The following is a 16013-nucleotide window of genomic DNA, read 5'->3' on the forward strand; positions in this document are numbered from 1 at the left end:
TCCTCGAGGGCGGGCTCCCCACAGGGAGTCCGCCTTCGGCCTGTCCACAGCCAGGCAGAACGCGACCTCGTCCACGGGCGCGGTCCGAGGCCTGCGGCAGCGCGCGCGTCGAGACGGTACCGTGACGCCCATGCGTGCTCGCACCCACCGCTCCCTCGTCGTCGGGCTCCTCGCCCTCGGCCTCGCCGCAGGCACCGGCCTGCCCGCAGCAGCGGTGCCGGCGGCCGCGACACCCGCGGTCGCGTCGGCCGCACCGGGAGACGGCCCGACGGTCTCCCTGAGCCGCACCGGTGGCCGCACGGCCGCGCGGACCGCCCGCAAGTTCTACGTCGACCCGACCTCACAGGTCGCGTCGGCCGCGGCCGTCGCGCGGCGGGATGGCCGACGCTCGACCGCGAAGAAGCTCGACGTCATCGCGACCGCACCCCAGGCCCGCTGGTTCGGCACGTGGAACCAGACCCGCACGGTCAAGGCCGAGGTCCGCGCCTACGTCAAGGCCGCCCAGAAGAAGAAGCGCGTGGCCCAGCTCGTCCTCTACGCGATCCCGGACCGCGACTGCGGCGGTTGGTCGTCGGGCGGGTTCTCCGCGACCGAGTACCGTGCGTGGATCCGCCAGGTCGCGGCCGGCCTCAAGGGTGCGCAGGCCGTCGTCGTGCTCGAGCCCGACTCGCTCGGCCACACGTGCGGCGGCTCGCAGCGCACCGCACTGCTCAAGGATGCGACGAGCAGGCTCGCCAAGGCCGGGGCGTGGGTGTATCTCGACGGCGGGCACTCACGGTGGAACAGCCCCGCGACCGCCGCGAAGCGGCTCGAGGCCGCAGGGGTGAGCAAGGCGCGCGGCTTCGCGGTCAACGTCTCGAACTTCAACTCGACGAAGGCCGAGGTGGCGTACGGCAGGAAGGTCGCCGCACAGCTCGCGAAGCGCGGCGTGAGCTCGACGCACCGGAAGTTCGTCGTCGACACCTCGCGCAACGGCCGTGCGACCGCGAACGGCCAGTGGTGCAACCCGGGCGGGCAGGGGCTCGGACTACGTCCCCGGTGGGTGTCCTCGGGCGGCGTCGACGCGTACCTGTGGGTCAAGCGTCCGGGCGAGTCCGACGGCGCGTGCGGTGGCGGGCCTGCCGCCGGCGAGTGGTTCGAGTCGTACGCGCTCGGGCTCGTCACGCGGCGGGTGAAGGGATGACACGCCACACGCTGCGGCTCGCCACGGGTCCCGGCGCAGAACTCGAGGCGTCATTCGCCGCGCTCCGCGCCGAGCTCGAGCTGCCCGGGGACTTTCCCGCACCCGTCGTCGCGGAGGCTGACGCGGCTGCCTCACGCCTCGCCGCCGACGTCGCAGCGCCCAGGCCCGGTGTACTCGACGCGCGCGACGTCCCGTTCGTGACGATCGATCCACCCGGGTCGATGGACCTCGACCAAGCCGTGGAGATCGAGCGCGACGGCGACGGCTACGTCGTCCGCTACGCGATCGCCGACGTCCCGGCAGCCGTCGTGCCAGGAGGCGCGCTCGACGCCGAGACCCTCGCCCGGGGCACGACCGTCTACGGTCCCGGCACCCGGATCCCGCTGCACCCCGAGGTCCTCTCCGAGGGCGTCGCCAGCCTTCTGCCCGGCGTCGACCGCCCCGCGCTCCTGTGGGACATCACGCTCGACGCGCGGGGCGTGCAGACCTCCGCGACAGTGCGCCGCGCCGTCGTCCGCTCGCGCGTGCGCCTGTCCTACATGCAGGCGCAGGCAGTGCTCGACGGTGAGGTCACGCGCCTCGACACGCACGACGAACTCGGCCCCGACGAGATCGCGTCGTTGCTCGGCTTGCTGCGCGAGGTCGGCACGCTGCGGCAGGAGCGCGAGCGGGAGCGCGGTGGTGTGTCGCTCGACGTCCCCGAGCAGGAAGCCGCGGTCGTCGACGGTGTGCCCCTCCTCGAGTTCCGGCACGTGCTGCCCGTCGAGGGCTGGAACGCTCAGATCTCGCTGCTCACGGGCATGGCGGCCGCGCAGATCATGCTCGACGGCGGCATCGGCATCCTCCGGACGCTGCCGCCTGCCGACCCGCGCGACCTGCGTCGGCTGCGTCGTGCGGCCGCGGCGCTCGGCATCGGGTGGCCGCGAGACGTCGACTACCCGGGGCTCGTTGCGACGCTCGACGGCCGCGACCCGCAGCACGCGGCCTTCATGGAGGAGGCCACGTCGCTGTTCCGCGGCGCGGGATACCTCGCGTTCGACGTCGAGCGAGCTCTGCCCCTGCCCGACGACGGGGACGGCCGCCGACACGCGGCGATCGCCGCCCCGTACGCGCACGTCACCGCACCGTTGCGCAGGCTCGTCGACCGGTTCGGACTCGCGATCTGCGTCGCGCTGTGCGCAGGCGAGGACGTGCCGCCCGCGATCCGTGACGGTCTCGCGGGCCTTCCCCAGATCATGTCGTCGACCGGACGTCGTGCCGGGGCGTTCGAGCGTGGCTGCCTCGACGCGGTCGAGGCAGCCGTGCTGCGTGGCCGGGTCGGCGAGGTCTTCGACGCCGTGTGCCTCGAGGCGAACGAGCCGGGGACGAAGGGTGAGATCCTCATCGCCGATCCTGCGGTCCGCGCGAAGGTGACCGGAGCCGGTCTTGAGCCGGGGGAGCGCACGAAGGTGCGCCTCACGGTCGCGGACGTCGCCGCGCGCACGGTGCGCTTCGAGACGCTCGCCGTGCCGGCCCCGACCCACGACTCGTAGGGTCCGAGCACCATTCGATGGTGCTGGGGGCCTACGAGTCGATTGTGGTGCGCGACTCGTAGGTCTTGGGCACCGTTCGATGGTGCTGGGGGCCTACGAGTCGAGGAGGTTCTGGTCAGCGGGGGCGAGCCGCCTGGAGCGGGAGCAGCCGCGAGATGTCCGCGCGGGTCCCCGACGGCCGCAGACGGCCGTCAGCGACAGCGTCCGCCCACATCACCGTCCCGGTCACAAGACCGAGCCACGTCTCGGGGTCCGTCTCGACGACGTTCGGCGGGGTGTCGCGCGTGTGCCGCGGCCCCTCGATTGCCTGGACCGCCCCGTCCGGCGGCACCCGCAGCTCGACCGCGTGGCCCGGTTCGATCTCGGCGATCTCCTCGAGCGTGAAGCGCACGGCGGTGCGTCGTGCGGCGCGGTCGTCGGGGTTCTCGCGCCAGCGGGCGAGAGCCGCACGGCCTGCGGCGGGGTCGGTGCGTCGTCGGGCGGGCATGCTCCGATCGTAGGCGCGCGGGAGGCTAGGGTCAGGGGGTGAGCACGACGCCTGCCGACCAGCCTGAGCCGACCCGCCCCACGGACGAGAACCACGACTTCTCGTCGTCGCCGTCCGGCATCGACGAGTCTGCTGCCGACGTGTCCAGCACCGCCGGATCCGACGGCGCCGCAGCCAGCACCCCCGACGACGGTGCCTCCGCGCCCGAGGCTCCCGAGACTGCCGACCTCGTGTCCGAGCGCGCTGCTTCCTCGGTTCTCAGCTCCGAGACGGACGAGGAACCTGAGACGGACGAGGCTCCCGCGACCCTCACCGCCTACCCGGACGAGGCGCACCCCGTGGTGCTCGACCGCGACACGATCCGACGGGCACCGCGCTTCGGTCGGTTCGCGCTCGCGGCGGTGCTCGGCGGACTGCTGCTGGGCGTCGTCGTCGGCTACGTGATCTTCCCGGCCTCCCACCCGGGCTGGTCGCGCACGATCTTCGCGTTCGAGGTCATGCTCGTGTCGCTCGCGGTGACGCTGCTCGCCGCGCTGGCGTCGGACAGACGTTCCCGCCGCCCCCGCCGCCGCTGAAGTGTTCCGATAGCCGATCCGACCACGCGGCCGGCACCCGGCCAGCCCTCGATAGCGGATCCGTTCGTCTGACCTGTACCGATCCGCTATCCGTGGCGCGCTGCCGGTGGCGCGCTGCACCGATCGGCTATCCACGGGGTGGTGGCGGTGGTGTGCTGCACGGATCGGCTATCGACAGGCAAGCGGGGCAGGGGTGTGCTGCACGGATCGGCTATCGACAGGCAAGCGGGGCAGGGGTGTGCTGCACGGATCGGCTATCGACAGGCAAGCGGGGCAGGGGTGTGCTGCACGGATCGGCTATCCGCACCCTTCGGGGGCGTGCGCGGAGCCCGTGGATTCAGACCGCGAGCGTGAGCGCGTGCGGGGCCGGCCGCAGCCACACCGTCGAGCCCGCCTCCGCGCCGAGCGTCCTCGACTCCGCGCGCGTGAGCGTCACGGTCGTCGGCGCCGCGTCGGGCGCACCTACGAGCGCGACGTCGAGCCGCACCTCGAAGCCCACGCGCAGCGCCCGCACGACGCGACCCTCGGTTGCCGCGAGCCCCGCGGGCGGCTCGGTGAACACGTGGACGTCGTGCGGCCGCACGAGCCTCCCGCCGAGCTCCGTCACCGGCCCGAGGAACCCCATGACAAAGCGGTTCGCGGGGGCGTCGTAGAGGTCGTCGGGCGACCCGACCTGCTCGACGCGCCCCTCGTTGACGACGACGATCTCGTCGGCGACCTCGAGCGCCTCCTCCTGGTCGTGCGTGACGAAAACGGTCGTCACGGGCACCTCGTCGTGGAGGTGCCGCAGCCAGTCGCGCAGCTCCTTGCGGACCTTGGCGTCGAGCGCGCCGAACGGCTCGTCGAGCAGCAGCACGGACGGCCGCACGGCGAGGGCGCGCGCGAGCGCCATGCGCTGCCGCTGACCGCCCGAGAGCTGCGACGGCTTGCGGTCGGCAAACTGGTCGAGGTGCACGAGCCGCAGGAGCTCGTCGACGCGCTCGCGGATCTCGTCCTTGGGAGTCTTGCGGATCTCGAGGCCGAAGGCCACGTTCTTCGCGACCGACATGTGCTTGAACGCGGCGTAGTGCTGGAAGACGAAGCCGACGTTGCGCTTCTGGGCGGGCTCGTGGGTCGCGTCACGCCCCTCGATCGAGACGCTTCCGGAGTCGGCCGCCTCGAGCCCTGCGATGATGCGCAGCAGCGTGGACTTGCCGCCGCCGGAGGGCCCGAGGAGAGCGGTGAGGCGGCCCGTGGGGATGGACAGGGAGACGTCGTCGAGCGCGACGAAGTCGCCGAAGCGCTTGGTGGCGTTGCGGACCTCGATGCTCATGGCTGCTCCTGAGGGGCTGGGCGGGCGGGACGGATGGTGAGGAGGCTCATCGTGCGTTCCCGTGGGCGGGCCGCAGGTAGGTGACGAGGGTGATGCACGCGACGGACACCGCCGCGAGGAGGAAGGCGACGGCGTACGCGGTCGCGTGGTCGAAGTCGTGGTACCGCTGCTCGACGAGGAGCGTCGCGGTCTGGGTGCGGCCCTCGAGGTTCCCGGACACGATCTTCACGGCGCCGAACTCGCCGAGGGAGCGGGCGAGGGTGAGGACGACGCCGTAGACGAGCGCCCACCGGATCGACGGCAGCGTGATGCGCCAGAACGTCTGGAGGCTGTTCGCGCCGAGGGAACGGGCGGCCTGGACCTCGTCGGTGCCGATCTCCTCGAGGACGGGCACGACCTCGCGGACGACGAGGGGCAGGGAGACGAACGCGGTCGCGAGGACGATGCCGAGGGGTGCGAAGAGGACGTCGACGCCCGCGCTGGTGAGCCAGGGCCCGAGCCAGTCGCCGCGGGGTCCGTACGCGAGGACGATCGCGAGCCCGACGACGACGGGCGACACGGACAGGGGCAGGTCGATGAGTGCGGACAGGAGCCGTTTGCCGCGGAAGTCGGTGCGCACGAGCAGGAGGGAGATGCCGACGCCGAAGACGGTGTTGAGGAGCGTCGCCTGGAGTGCGACGGACACCGTGAGCTTGAGCGAGAAGACGACGGTCGGGTCGCTCAGCGCGTCGCGCAGGGCGGTGAGGCCGTCGGCGAAGGTCGCGCGGACGACGAGGCTCACGGGCCAGCCGACGAGCAGCACGAGGTAGACGATGACGACGGTGCGCAGCGTGAGGCGCACCCAGGGGCTAGTGCGTGCCACGGTTCACCACCCGGCGCTGGAGGATGTCGAGCGTGAGGAGCGCGACGAGGGAGACGCCAAGGAGGACGGTCGCGACGGCGGCGGCCGACGTCTGGTCGCCATTCTCGAGGTAGGCGAGGATCCGGACGGACGCGACCTCGGTGCGCATCGGGAGGTTGCCCGAGAGCAGGACGAGCGAGCCGTACTCGGAGATGCCGCGCGCGAAGGACAGGGAGGCGCCCGCGGCGATCGCGGGGACGAGCGCGGGCAGGACGATACGGCGCAGGACGGTGAACGGGCGGGCGCCGAGGGACGCGGCGGCCTCCTCGACGTCGCGGTCGAGCTCGGCGAGGACGGGCTGGACGGTGCGGACGACGAACGGCAGGGTGACGAACGCGAGGGCAAGGGTCACGGACCACTGCGTGTTGGCGACGTTGACGCCGACGGGGCTCGTCGGGCCGTAGAGGGTGAGGAGGACGAGGCCCGCGACGATCGTCGGCAGCGCGAAGGGGATGTCGATGACGATCTCGAGGATGCGTCGGCCGGGGAACGGGTCGCGGACGAGCACCCAGGCGATGACGGTGCCCATGACGGCATTGAGCACGGTGACGCCGAGCGCGTTGAGGACGGTGAGGCGGATCGCGGCGGCGGTCTGCGGGGTCGTGAGGGCGTGCGCGAAGGCGTCCCAGCCGCCCTGGGAGGTCTCGACGACGACGGCGACGAGGGGGATGAGCGCGAGGATCGAGAACCACAGGACGCCGACGCCGAGGCCGACGCGCGAGGCAGGGGTGAGGGCGCGCGGGCCGCGGGCTGCGCGTGGGCGGCGTGGGCGCGGTGCGTCGAGAGCCGGTGGGGCGGTCGCTGACGGTGGGGCGAGGGTCGTCGTCACGAGGTGCCCTTCTCCTGCTGGATGCGGGTGATGAGGCCGTCGTCGGCGAAGAAGCGTGCGTTGACGTCGGTCCAGCCGCCGAGGTCGGCGATGGTGAAGAGCTTCGACGGTGCGGGGAACGGGTCGGCCGGGTCGTTCGCGCCGGGGACGCTGAGGTCGCCGACGTCGACGAGGGGGCGGAAGCCCTTCGACGCGAAGATCTTCTGCCCGGCGGGGGAGTGGACGAAGTCGAGGTACTGCTGCCCGCGCGGGTCGGCGTCGACGGTGACGGCGGCGGGGTTCTCGATGAGGAGGGTTGCGTCGGGGACGACGTACTCGAAGGTCTCGCCCTGCTGGCGGGCGAGGATCGCCTCGTTTTCGTAGCTGAGGAGGACGTCGCCCGTCCCGGAGGTGAACGCGGTCGTGGCGTCGCGTCCTGAGCCGGGGAGCGCGGCGACGTGGTCGAAGAGGTTGCGCAGGTAGGTCTCGCCGTCGGCCTCGGTGCCGTCCGCGACGGCGGCGCCGTAGGCGGCGAGGATGTTCCAGCGTGCGGATCCGGAGGACCCGGGGTTGGGGGTGACGACGGCGACGTCGTCGCGTACGAGGTCGTCCCAGCCGCGGATGTTCTTGGGGTTGCCGGCGCGGACGACGAGCACGACGACGGACGTCGAGAGGATGCCGGCGTGGGGGTCGTCGTCCCAGGTGTCGGCGACGAGCCCGGCGTCGACGAGGCGCGTGAGGTCGCCCTCGAGGGAGAGGTGGACGACGTCGGCGTCGAGGCCGCTCGCGACGGCGCGTGACTGGTCGCCGGACGCGCCGTACGAGGTGGTCCACGTCGTGCCGTCGCCCGGGGCGGTCGCGGCGAAGGCCTTCTGGGCCTCGTCGTGCGCGGCCTTGGGGACGGCGAAGCCGACGAGCGAGAGCGGCGCGTCGGACGTGCCGGGGGCGGCGGCGCCGCCGATCGGCTCGGGGCTGCAGGCGCCGAGCGCCAGCGTCGTGAGGATGGCGACGGCCGTGGCCGTCGTCGCGCTCCTGCGGCGGTCTCGTGCGGGCATGTCCTGATCCTTCCGGCGGGCCCGTGGCTCGGGCCGGTGTCGAGGAACGTACGGCCTTCCCGACCAGAACGCTCCAGATCGAAGCGTCCGTTTTGAATCCTGAGACGTGAAGCCGCCGACCTGGGACGAGGTCCGCCGCGGCGCCCCGCGGTCCGCATGCTGGCGCCCTGCCGTGGCCCGTGGGCGCTGTGGGAGACTTCTCCCGTGGCGCTGCGTGGAGACGGACGACTGAATCACGACCTCATGCCCGACGAGAAGGGTCCGCAGGACGCCTGCGGCGTCTTCGGCGTCTGGGCCCCCGGTGAGGAGGTCGCCAAGCTCGCGTACTTCGGGCTCTACGCGCTCCAGCACCGTGGCCAGGAGTCGGCGGGCATCGCGACGAGCAACGGCTCGCAGATCCTTGTCTACAAGGACATGGGGCTCGTCTCGCAGGTGTTCGACGAGACCGCGCTCGACGCACTCCGCGGCCACATCGCCCTCGGCCACTGCCGCTACTCGACGACGGGCGGGGTGACGTGGGAGAACGCTCAGCCGACGCTCGGCGCGACGTCGTCGGGCACCGTCGCCCTCGCCCACAACGGCAACCTCGTCAACTCCGCCGAGCTCCTCGAGCTCGTCACCGAGCGCTACGGCCAGCAGGCGCGCGGCGAGCTCGCGCGCGGCAACACGACCGACACCGCGCTCGTCACCGCGCTCTTCCACGGCGACGAGGACCACACGCTCGAGCAGACGGCCCTTGAGGTCCTGCCGAAGCTCCGCGGCGCGTTCTCGCTCGTCTTCATGGACGAGCACACGCTCTACGCGGCACGTGATCCGCAGGGCGTGCGCCCCCTCGTCCTCGGCCGCCTCGAGCGCGGCTGGGTCGTCGCCTCCGAGACGAGCGCCCTCGACATCGTCGGCGCCTCGTTCGTCCGCGAGGTCGAGCCCGGCGAGATGATCACGATCGACGGCGACGGCCTGCGCTCGCAGCGCTTCGCCGAGGTCAAGCGCGCCGGCTGTGTCTTCGAGTACGTCTACCTCGCGCGCCCCGACACCTCGATCTCGGGCCGTTCGGTCCACGCCGCGCGCGTCGAGATGGGCCGCCGCCTCGCCGCCGAGCACCCCGTCGACGCGGACCTCGTCATCCCCGTCCCCGAGTCCGGTACGCCCGCGGCCGTCGGCTACGCACAGGGCTCGGGCATCCCCTTCGGCCAGGGCCTCACGAAGAACGCCTACGTCGGGCGCACGTTCATCCAGCCGTCCGACACCCTGCGCCAGCTCGGCATCCGCCTCAAGCTCAACCCGCTGCGCGACATCATCCGCGGCAAGCGGCTCGTCGTCGTCGACGACTCGATCGTCCGCGGCAACACTCAGCGCGCCCTCGTCCGCATGCTCCGCGAGGCCGGCGCCGCCGAAGTCCACATCCGGATCTCCGCGCCGCCCGTCAAGTGGCCCTGCTTCTACGGCATCGACTTCGCGTCGCGCGCCGAGCTCATCGCCAACGGCCTCGACACCGACGCGATCGCGAGCTCGCTCGGCGCCGACTCCCTCGGCTACATCTCGCTCGAGGGCATGATCGAGGCGACGGAGCAGCCCCGCGAGAAGCTCTGCACCGCATGCTTCACGGGCGACTACCCGATCGACCTCCCGGCCGACGACAAGCTCGGCAAGAACCTCCTCGAGGCCCCCGCCGCGCTCGGCGAGCCCGAGGCCGGCCTGCGGAACCTCGCCGTCGGTGCGGGCGGCGCGACCGCCCTCGACCACCCCTGACCCCGGCCGGCACGCCCGGCACCGCCCGGCCCGCGGGGACCCCGCGGGCGGACACGACCAAGGAGAGCCACATGACCGAGCCGATCACCTACGCCGCCGCCGGCGTCGACACGGAGGCCGGTGACAAGGCCGTCGAGCTCATGAAGGGCGCGGTGCGCGCGACGCACGGCCCCGAGGTCCTTGGTGGTGTCGGTGGCTTCGCCGGACTGTTCGACGCGTCCGCGCTCGTCGGGTACACGCGGCCCCTGCTCGCGACGTCCACGGACGGCGTCGGTACGAAGGTTGCGATCGCGCAGGCCATGGACAAGCACGACACGATCGGCCACGACCTCGTCGGCATGGTCGTCGACGACATCGTCGTCGTGGGTGCCAAGCCGCTCTTCATGACGGACTACATCGCGTGCGGCAAGCTCGTGCCCGAGCGCATCGCGGACATCGTCCGCGGCATCGCCGAGGCGTGCGAGATCGCCGGCACGGCGCTCGTCGGCGGTGAGACGGCCGAGCACCCGGGCCTGCTCGGCGTCGACGAGTACGACGTCGCGGGTGCCGCGACGGGCGTCGTCGAGGCCGACAAGATGCTCGGCCCGGACCGCGTGCGCGCGGGAGACGTCCTCATCGCGCTCGCGTCGTCGGGTCTGCACTCGAACGGCTACTCGCTCGTGCGTGCCGTCGTGCGTCACGCGGGCTGGGAGCTCGACCGTCAGGTTGACGAGCTCGGCCGCACCCTCGGCGAGGAGCTGCTCGAGCCGACGAAGGTCTACGCGTCCGACTGCCTCGCCCTCGCGGCCGACGAGGCCGCGCAGGTCCACGCGTTCACGCACGTCACCGGCGGTGGGCTCGCGGCGAACCTTGCGCGCGTCCTGCCTGCGGGCCTCGTCGCGACGGTCGACCGTGGCTCGTGGGAGGTGCCCGCGATCTTCCAGCTCGTGCGCGAGCTCGGCAGCGTGCCGCGTGGTGACCTCGAGAACACGCTCAACCTCGGTGTCGGCATGGTCGCGATCGTCGGTGCCGAGGGGGCCGACGCGGCGCTCGAGCGCTGCCGCGCGCTCGGGCTCGACGCGTGGGTGCTCGGCGAGGTGGCGGAACTCACGGACGAGACGTCGCGGGAGAATCTCGTCGCGGGCACGAAGGGCGTCCAGGCGGGCGCGGTGCTCCTCACGGGCGACTACCGCTGACCCGGCTCCCGGCTCGGAGGTCCCCGGCACCGTTCTACGGCGCTCCCGACCTACGAGCCGGGCAGCGTGGGTGAGGTGGTGGTCCCCAGCGCCGTTCTACGGCGCTCCCGACCTCCGGGTTGGGGGATCGCACGACAACGAGGAGCGCCGCCCAAGGGGCGGCGCTCCTCAGTCATGCTCCGACGGGCGGACCGGCGCTCAGTCCTTGTCGCTCCAGCTGGCGTACGGGTCGTCATCCTCGCGGTCGTCGACCGCGACGTCCGAACGCTTCGTGTGGGCGAGCTCCTGCTCGAGCGCCTTGATGTCCGTGGGAGGCGTGTAGTACTTCAGCTCGCGAGCGACCTTGGTCTGCTTCGCCTTCTGACGGCCGCGGCCCATGGCTCCGACCTCCCTTTGAGTCGAGGCGGGACAGGCCCTGCGTCGGCTCCGGACGCGGGCGGCCCCTCGTGGTGTCTCATTCGAGGCCCACGGTACATGAGGCGGACGGGTTCCGACCACTTTCCGACAACGTGACGAGGGTCGCGGGGACCGGTTCCGCCGTCCGCGAACAGGGTGTCGGCCACCGTTGGCGCGAGGCGCGGAATCGCGCGACGATGAGGTCGTAGGTCCTGATTCGGAGATTAGTGGCTCATATCTCACGGGATCATCAGCTGGACTTGCTACGCTTCTCACTTGCAGGTGGGAACATCATGCAGTAACTGAACACTTTCTAAGGAGTGACTATGCCCGTCCACGGCACTGAGTCCGAAGTTCTGCTCACCCCCGCCGAGGTGGCGAGCCTGTTCCGCGTCGACCCGAAGACGGTGACCCGCTGGGCGAAGGCTGGCAAGATCTCGGCGATCCGCACCCTCGGTGGCCACCGCCGCTACCGCGAGGCGGAGGTGCTCGCTCTGCTGAGCGCCGGCTCCTCCGAGGCAGGCACGCCGAGCGTCTGACACGCCTACCGCCCCCGTCCACGGGGCGGAGACACCGATGGCCGGGAACCTTCGAGGGTTCCCGGCCATCGGCGTCTCGCCGTGCCGACCCCGTCAGCGTCGGCGGATGACGAGGATCGCGACGAGCGCCACGGTGCCGAGCACGGCGCCCGCGAGGAGCTTGACGTTCCGCGACCGCTTCGGATCCTCGGCAGGGAAGCCGTGCCCCGAGAGGAGTCCCTGAGCGTCGTGCACGGCCGTCTTGGCGGCCGTCGCCGCCTCCTGCGCCTTGACCCGGGGATCGAGCCGCGCCGCGAGGGCGTCGACGGTCGCGGTGAGGTCGCCGCGCGCGGCGCGCACGGCCGCCTCTGCCGCGACGATGCCGGGGTCGGTCACGGTGATCGGTTCCTTGGCCATCATCGTCCGAGTCCCTTCTTGAGCGCCTCGACGTCGTCCTTGAGGTTGGCAGCCGCCCGCGACGGCGCGGGCGGGTTCCCCGCCTTGAGCAGCCGCAGCCCCACAGCGGCGAGCACGCCGACGACGGCGAGCAGCACGACGCCGATAATGAGGAACCCGAGCCAGGGCGGCAGGGGGACCGACAGCCCCAGCGCGGCGGCGTCGAAAAGCTTGTCGAGTGCGTAGAGGGCGAGGACGCCCGCCGCTGCGAGGAGCCCCGCCCCGGCGCCGAGCCTGATGGCCCGGGCCTTCATCTCCGCCTTGGCGAGCTCGATCTCCGCGTGGACGAGGCGGCTCGTCTGCTCGCTCAGCCGGCCGAAGAGCTCGCCGAGGCTCGGCTCGCCCTGTGGGTCGTCGGTGGTGCTCATGTCAACCTACCTTCGTCGGCGATGCGCGCGTTGCGCCTTGGTCCACTCTTGCAGCGAAGGGCCGCGGCCCTCAACCGGAGACGACCCGTGGCCCGTCAGGACTCGATGCGACGCGGGCCGGCCTGCCACGCGTTCCACGCCGACGTGAGGATGTCGTCGAACGTCCGGGTCGCGTGCCAGCCGAGGACCGTGTTGATGCGCTCGGGCGACGCGACGAGGTGCGGCGGGTCGCCCGCGCGGCGCGGCTTGATCTCGGCGTCCATCGTCACGCCGGAGACCTCGGCGAGGCCGTCGATGACCTCACGCACCGAGGCTCCCCGACCCGTGCCGACGTTGAAGACGTCGTGCTCGCGCGTGTCCTCGGCGAGGTACCCGAGTGCGGCGACGTGCGCCTCGGCGAGGTCGAGCACGTGGATGTAGTCGCGGATGCACGTGCCGTCGGGCGTCGGGTAGTCGTCGCCGAAGATCGCAGGGCGCTCACCGCGCTCGACACGGTCGAGGACCATGGGGATGAGGTTGAGGATCGCCGGGTCGCCGAGCTCGTCCCAGCCGGCGCCCGCGACGTTGAAGTAGCGGAGCGCGACGAAGCGCAGGCCCCAGGCGCGGGTTGCCGCGCGGCCGAGCCACTCGCCGATGAGTTTCGTCTCGCCGTAGGGGTTGATGGGCTCGGCGTGGAGCTTCTCCTCGACGAGGGAGACGGCGGGCATGCCGTATGTCGCGGCCGACGACGAGAAGACGAGGCGGTCGACGCCGGCCGCCTCCATCGCGCTGATGACGTTCGTGAGGCCGCCGACGTTCTGCTGGTAGTAGTACGCGGGGCGCTCGACGGACTCGCCGACCTGCTTGCGCGCTGCGAAGTGGATGACGGCCGTGACGTCATGGTCACGCATCGTGCGGGTGAGCGTGCCGACGGCCTCCGGGGAAGCGACATCGAGGTGCACAAGGGTGGCGCCGCCGATGCGCTCGGCGCGGCCGGTCGACAGGTCGTCGACGACGACGACCTCCTCGCCACGCTCGTGGAGCACTCGGACGACATGGGCACCGATGTAGCCGGCTCCGCCGGTCACGAGGATCGTCATGGAACCGATCCTATCGGCGGCGGGGTGTCGGCGACGGGACGTCCGGTCTCAGTCCCACCCGAGGTCGTGGAGAGCGTCGTCGTCGATGCCGAAGTGGTGGGCGATCTCGTGGACGACCGTGATCGCGACCTCGTCGACGACGTCCTCCTCGGTTTCGCAGATCGCGAGCGTCGGGTTGCGGAAGATCGTGATGCGGTCGGGCAGACCGGTCCAGGCGAGGGTGCGTTCGGTGAGTGGGATGCCGTCGTAGAGGCCGAGGAGGTCGGGGTCGTCGGCCGGGGCGTCGTCCTCGACCAGGACGACGACGTTGTCCATCATCGCGGTGAGCTCGGGCGGGATCTCGTCGAGCGCGTCGCTCACGAGCTCCTCGAAGCGTTCCCTGGTCATCTCGATCACGCACCCATCGTGACAGGTGATGGCGATTCTGCACGCCTCCCGGCCGCGGGATCGCGCCGATTTTGCGTGCGGGCCCGGACCCGCATATAGTTACGCAAGTCCTCAGCGGCTCGGCCTCTTCGGCGGATCGGCGAGATGGACTAGGCCCCCATCGTCTAGCGGCCTAGGACGCCGCCCTTTCACGGCGGTAGCACGGGTTCGAATCCCGTTGGGGGTACTAGTAAGATCAAGGTCTTGCACGTCAAGGCCCCGTAGCGCAGTTGGTTAGCGCGCCGCCCTGTCACGGCGGAGGTCGCGGGTTCAAGTCCCGTCGGGGTCGCTCGATCAGCGCCCGGTCCACAAGGCCGGGCGTTGTCGGCTACGGCCACTTAGCTCAGTTGGTAGAGCGTTCGACTGAAAATCGAAAGGTCGGCAGTTCGACCCTGCCAGTGGCCACAGCACAGGAAGGCCCCGTCCGTGAGGACGGGGCCTTCCTCGTTCCCCGCGCTCCGTCCACGGCTGCGACGCCGCTGCCTGGCGGCGACGCGACACCGCCCGGCCGGGTGGCGTTCACGCGCGCGCAGGACGATGGGCCTACGATCCGACCATGACCTTCGAGGCCACCCACGTCGCTGACGACACCCCCACCGCCCCCGTCCCTGCGCGCAAGGTCGTCGCCTGGGCGCTGTGGGACTGGGGCTCGGCCGCGTTCAACGCCGTCATCACGACGTTCGTCTTCACGCGCTGGCTCACGTCCGAGGCGTTCGTCGACGCGAGCGTCGTCGACGCGGCCGACGCCGAGGTCGCGGCGGGGACGGTCGGCGGCCCCGCCAAGGCGGCTCTCGACTCCGTTCTCGCGGACCACTCGTCGTGGCTCGGCTGGGGCCTCGCCGCGGCCGGACTGCTCATCGCGCTCATCGCTCCCGTGACGGGCGCACGGTCCGACGACTCGGGCCGCCGACGACTGTGGCTCGGCATCCACACGGGCATCACGGTCGCGATCAGCGCGGCGATGTTCCTCGTGACACCCGACCCGGGCTCGCTCACGCAGAACCTCCTGCTCGGCATCTTCCTGCTCGCCGTCGGCAACGTCTTCTTCGAGCTCGCGTCCGTCAACTACAACGCGACGCTCTCGCAGGTGTCGACGCGCAAGAACATCGGGCGGATCTCGGGCATCGGCTGGGGTGCCGGGTACATCGGCGGGATCGTCCTGCTCCTCATCCTCTTCGTCGGGTTCATCAACCCCGAGGTCGGCTGGTTCGGCGTCACCGGCGAGAACGGCATGGACATCCGCGTCGCCGTCCTCGTCTCCGCCCTGTGGTTCGGCGCGTTCGCGGTGCCCGTCCTTGTGGCCGTGCCCGAGGTGACGGCGTCCCGCAGCCGCGCGCGCCTCGACATCGTCGGCTCCTACCGCAAGCTCTTCGCGGACATCGCGACGCTGTGGCGCGACCGCCGGGACGTCCTGCGGTTTCTCATCGCGTCCGCGGTGTACCGCGACGGGCTCGCCGGCGTGTTCACGTTCGGTGCCGTCATCGCGTCGGTGTCGTTCGGGTTCTCGGCGTCGGGCGTCATCGTCTTCGCGATCGCCGCGAACGTCGTCTCGGGCGTCGCGACGATCATCGCGGGCTTCGTCGAGGACCGGGTCGGGCCCAAGGCGATCATCGTGACGTCGCTCGTGGGGCTGCTCGTCTCGGGGCTCGCGGTGTTCGTCCTCCACGACGGCGGGCAGACGATCTTCTGGATCTTCGGCCTGCTGCTGTGCGTGTTCGTCGGCCCCGCGCAGTCGTCGAGCCGCGCCCTCCTTCTGCGACGCACGCCGCCGGGCCGCGAGTCGGAGATCTTCGGTCTCTACGCGACGACCGGCCGCGCCGCGAGCTTCATGGCGCCGGCCGCGTGGGCGGTGTTCATCTCCGTCTCGGGCCAGTCGCACGTCGGTATCCTCGGGCTCATGCTCGTGCTGCTCATCGGCCTCGTCCTGCTCCTGCCCGTCCCGGGCGTCCCGGCGGACGCGGACCGCACCGTCGACGACGTCACCGCAGCCTGA

The 16013-nt window shown here is 71.6% G+C and carries 17 protein-coding genes and 3 tRNA genes; 10 read left to right on the forward strand and 10 right to left on the reverse strand.

The features are described 5' to 3' along the window. Positions 1–130 precede the first annotated feature (130 nt). Positions 131–1183: a glycoside hydrolase family 6 protein gene (locus tag C1729_RS10920; RefSeq protein ID WP_102509968.1), complete on the forward strand. Its 1053-nt coding sequence runs from the start codon at positions 131–133 to the stop codon at positions 1181–1183. Beyond that, entirely contained in the window at positions 1180–2715 is a 1536-nt protein-coding gene (locus C1729_RS10925) for an RNB domain-containing ribonuclease (RefSeq protein WP_102509969.1), read from the forward strand. Before C1729_RS10920 ends, C1729_RS10925 begins: the two co-directional genes overlap by 4 nt. A 115-nt stretch (positions 2716–2830) precedes the next feature. Here C1729_RS10925 and C1729_RS10930 read toward each other — a convergent pair whose 3' ends face one another. Further along, entirely contained in the window at positions 2831–3202 is a 372-nt protein-coding gene (locus C1729_RS10930; protein WP_102509970.1) for a sterol carrier family protein, read from the reverse strand. Positions 3203–3240: 38 nt separating this feature from the next. Here C1729_RS10930 and C1729_RS10935 point away from each other — a divergent pair, with 38 nt between their 5' ends. Further along, on the forward strand, positions 3241–3777 hold the full coding sequence (locus C1729_RS10935; protein WP_102509971.1) for a hypothetical protein: 537 nt from the start codon (positions 3241–3243) through the stop codon (positions 3775–3777). Positions 3778–4114: 337 nt separating this feature from the next. Here C1729_RS10935 and C1729_RS10940 read toward each other — a convergent pair whose 3' ends face one another. From C1729_RS10940 to C1729_RS10955, 4 genes are read right to left on the reverse strand one after another with little or no spacing between them, the layout of a single operon-like run. Beyond that, positions 4115–5089, reverse strand: coding sequence for a sulfate/molybdate ABC transporter ATP-binding protein (locus tag C1729_RS10940; RefSeq protein WP_102509972.1), 975 nt, complete (start codon positions 5087–5089; stop codon positions 4115–4117). A gap of 46 nt (positions 5090–5135) precedes the next feature. After that, entirely contained in the window at positions 5136–5951 is an 816-nt protein-coding gene (locus C1729_RS10945) for a sulfate ABC transporter permease (protein WP_102509973.1), read from the reverse strand. Continuing rightward, positions 5938–6819 (reverse strand): sulfate ABC transporter permease subunit CysT, encoded by an 882-nt coding sequence (gene cysT, locus C1729_RS10950; protein WP_102509974.1) that lies wholly within the window; start codon positions 6817–6819, stop codon positions 5938–5940. The genes C1729_RS10945 and cysT overlap by 14 nt, the downstream gene beginning before the upstream one ends. Then, positions 6816–7853 carry a sulfate ABC transporter substrate-binding protein gene (locus C1729_RS10955; RefSeq protein ID WP_102509975.1) on the reverse strand — a complete coding sequence of 346 codons (1038 nt, stop codon included), beginning with the start codon at positions 7851–7853 and terminating at the stop codon, positions 6816–6818. Before C1729_RS10955 ends, cysT begins: the two co-directional genes overlap by 4 nt. A 204-nt stretch (positions 7854–8057) precedes the next feature. Here C1729_RS10955 and purF point away from each other — a divergent pair, with 204 nt between their 5' ends. Both purF and purM read left to right on the forward strand, forming a co-directional pair. Next, entirely contained in the window at positions 8058–9602 is a 1545-nt protein-coding gene (gene purF, locus C1729_RS10960; protein WP_102509976.1) for an amidophosphoribosyltransferase, read from the forward strand. Positions 9603–9673: 71 nt separating this feature from the next. After that, entirely contained in the window at positions 9674–10777 is a 1104-nt protein-coding gene (purM, locus tag C1729_RS10965) for a phosphoribosylformylglycinamidine cyclo-ligase (protein ID WP_102509977.1), read from the forward strand. A 198-nt stretch (positions 10778–10975) separates the two neighbouring features. Here the strand turns inward: purM and C1729_RS10970 are convergent, their stop codons facing one another. Beyond that, entirely contained in the window at positions 10976–11155 is a 180-nt protein-coding gene (locus tag C1729_RS10970; protein WP_102509978.1) for a DUF3073 domain-containing protein, read from the reverse strand. 344 nt (positions 11156–11499) lie between these two features. Between C1729_RS10970 and C1729_RS10975 the strand changes: the two genes are divergently transcribed. Next, complete coding sequence (locus C1729_RS10975) at positions 11500–11712, forward strand: BldC family transcriptional regulator (RefSeq protein WP_102509979.1); 213 nt, start codon at positions 11500–11502, stop codon at positions 11710–11712. Between the two features lie 93 nt (positions 11713–11805). On the opposite strand, the gene C1729_RS10980 is transcribed toward C1729_RS10975, so the two are convergent. The 4 genes from C1729_RS10980 to C1729_RS10995 form a co-directional block, all read right to left on the reverse strand. Then, complete coding sequence (locus tag C1729_RS10980) at positions 11806–12111, reverse strand: DUF3618 domain-containing protein (RefSeq protein WP_129590737.1); 306 nt, start codon at positions 12109–12111, stop codon at positions 11806–11808. Continuing rightward, entirely contained in the window at positions 12108–12515 is a 408-nt protein-coding gene (locus C1729_RS10985; RefSeq protein WP_102509981.1) for a phage holin family protein, read from the reverse strand. Before C1729_RS10985 ends, C1729_RS10980 begins: the two co-directional genes overlap by 4 nt. A gap of 95 nt (positions 12516–12610) precedes the next feature. Then, positions 12611–13594: a UDP-glucose 4-epimerase GalE gene (gene galE, locus C1729_RS10990; RefSeq protein ID WP_102509982.1), complete on the reverse strand. Its 984-nt coding sequence runs from the start codon at positions 13592–13594 to the stop codon at positions 12611–12613. A gap of 48 nt (positions 13595–13642) precedes the next feature. Beyond that, entirely contained in the window at positions 13643–13981 is a 339-nt protein-coding gene (locus C1729_RS10995; protein ID WP_102510650.1) for a metallopeptidase family protein, read from the reverse strand. 153 nt (positions 13982–14134) lie between these two features. On the opposite strand from C1729_RS10995, the gene C1729_RS11000 reads away from it, so the two are divergent. From C1729_RS11000 to C1729_RS11015, 4 genes are all read left to right on the forward strand, one after another. Further along, a tRNA-Glu gene (locus tag C1729_RS11000) sits at positions 14135–14207 on the forward strand. Between the two features lie 28 nt (positions 14208–14235). After that, positions 14236–14309: transfer RNA gene (locus tag C1729_RS11005), tRNA-Asp, on the forward strand. Positions 14310–14352: 43 nt separating this feature from the next. Beyond that, positions 14353–14425: transfer RNA gene (locus C1729_RS11010), tRNA-Phe, on the forward strand. 151 nt (positions 14426–14576) lie between these two features. Next, positions 14577–16013, forward strand: coding sequence for an MFS transporter (locus tag C1729_RS11015; protein ID WP_102509983.1), 1437 nt, complete (start codon positions 14577–14579; stop codon positions 16011–16013).

The organism is Sanguibacter massiliensis, assembly GCF_900240335.1.
Lineage (GTDB): Bacteria > Actinomycetota > Actinomycetes > Actinomycetales > Cellulomonadaceae > Flavimobilis > Flavimobilis massiliensis.

Bases quoted from the DNA above. Each gene is read 5' to 3' on its own strand.
- purM (WP_102509977.1), top strand. From the start codon at position 9,674: ATGACCGAGCCGATCACCTACGCCGCCGCCGGCGTCGACACGGAGGCC.
- C1729_RS10920 (WP_102509968.1), top strand. From the start codon at position 131: ATGCGTGCTCGCACCCACCGCTCCCTCGTCGTCGGGCTCCTCGCCCTC.
- C1729_RS10955 (WP_102509975.1), bottom strand. From the start codon at position 7,853: ATGCCCGCACGAGACCGCCGCAGGAGCGCGACGACGGCCACGGCCGTC.
- C1729_RS10970 (WP_102509978.1), bottom strand. From the start codon at position 11,155: ATGGGCCGCGGCCGTCAGAAGGCGAAGCAGACCAAGGTCGCTCGCGAG.
- C1729_RS10940 (WP_102509972.1), bottom strand. From the start codon at position 5,089: ATGAGCATCGAGGTCCGCAACGCCACCAAGCGCTTCGGCGACTTCGTC.
- C1729_RS10930 (WP_102509970.1), bottom strand. From the start codon at position 3,202: ATGCCCGCCCGACGACGCACCGACCCCGCCGCAGGCCGTGCGGCTCTC.
- C1729_RS10995 (WP_102510650.1), bottom strand. From the start codon at position 13,981: ATGACCAGGGAACGCTTCGAGGAGCTCGTGAGCGACGCGCTCGACGAG.
- C1729_RS10985 (WP_102509981.1), bottom strand. From the start codon at position 12,515: ATGAGCACCACCGACGACCCACAGGGCGAGCCGAGCCTCGGCGAGCTC.
- C1729_RS10975 (WP_102509979.1), top strand. From the start codon at position 11,500: ATGCCCGTCCACGGCACTGAGTCCGAAGTTCTGCTCACCCCCGCCGAG.
- C1729_RS11015 (WP_102509983.1), top strand. From the start codon at position 14,577: ATGACCTTCGAGGCCACCCACGTCGCTGACGACACCCCCACCGCCCCC.
- C1729_RS10925 (WP_102509969.1), top strand. From the start codon at position 1,180: ATGACACGCCACACGCTGCGGCTCGCCACGGGTCCCGGCGCAGAACTC.
- C1729_RS10980 (WP_129590737.1), bottom strand. From the start codon at position 12,111: ATGATGGCCAAGGAACCGATCACCGTGACCGACCCCGGCATCGTCGCG.
- galE (WP_102509982.1), bottom strand. From the start codon at position 13,594: ATGACGATCCTCGTGACCGGCGGAGCCGGCTACATCGGTGCCCATGTC.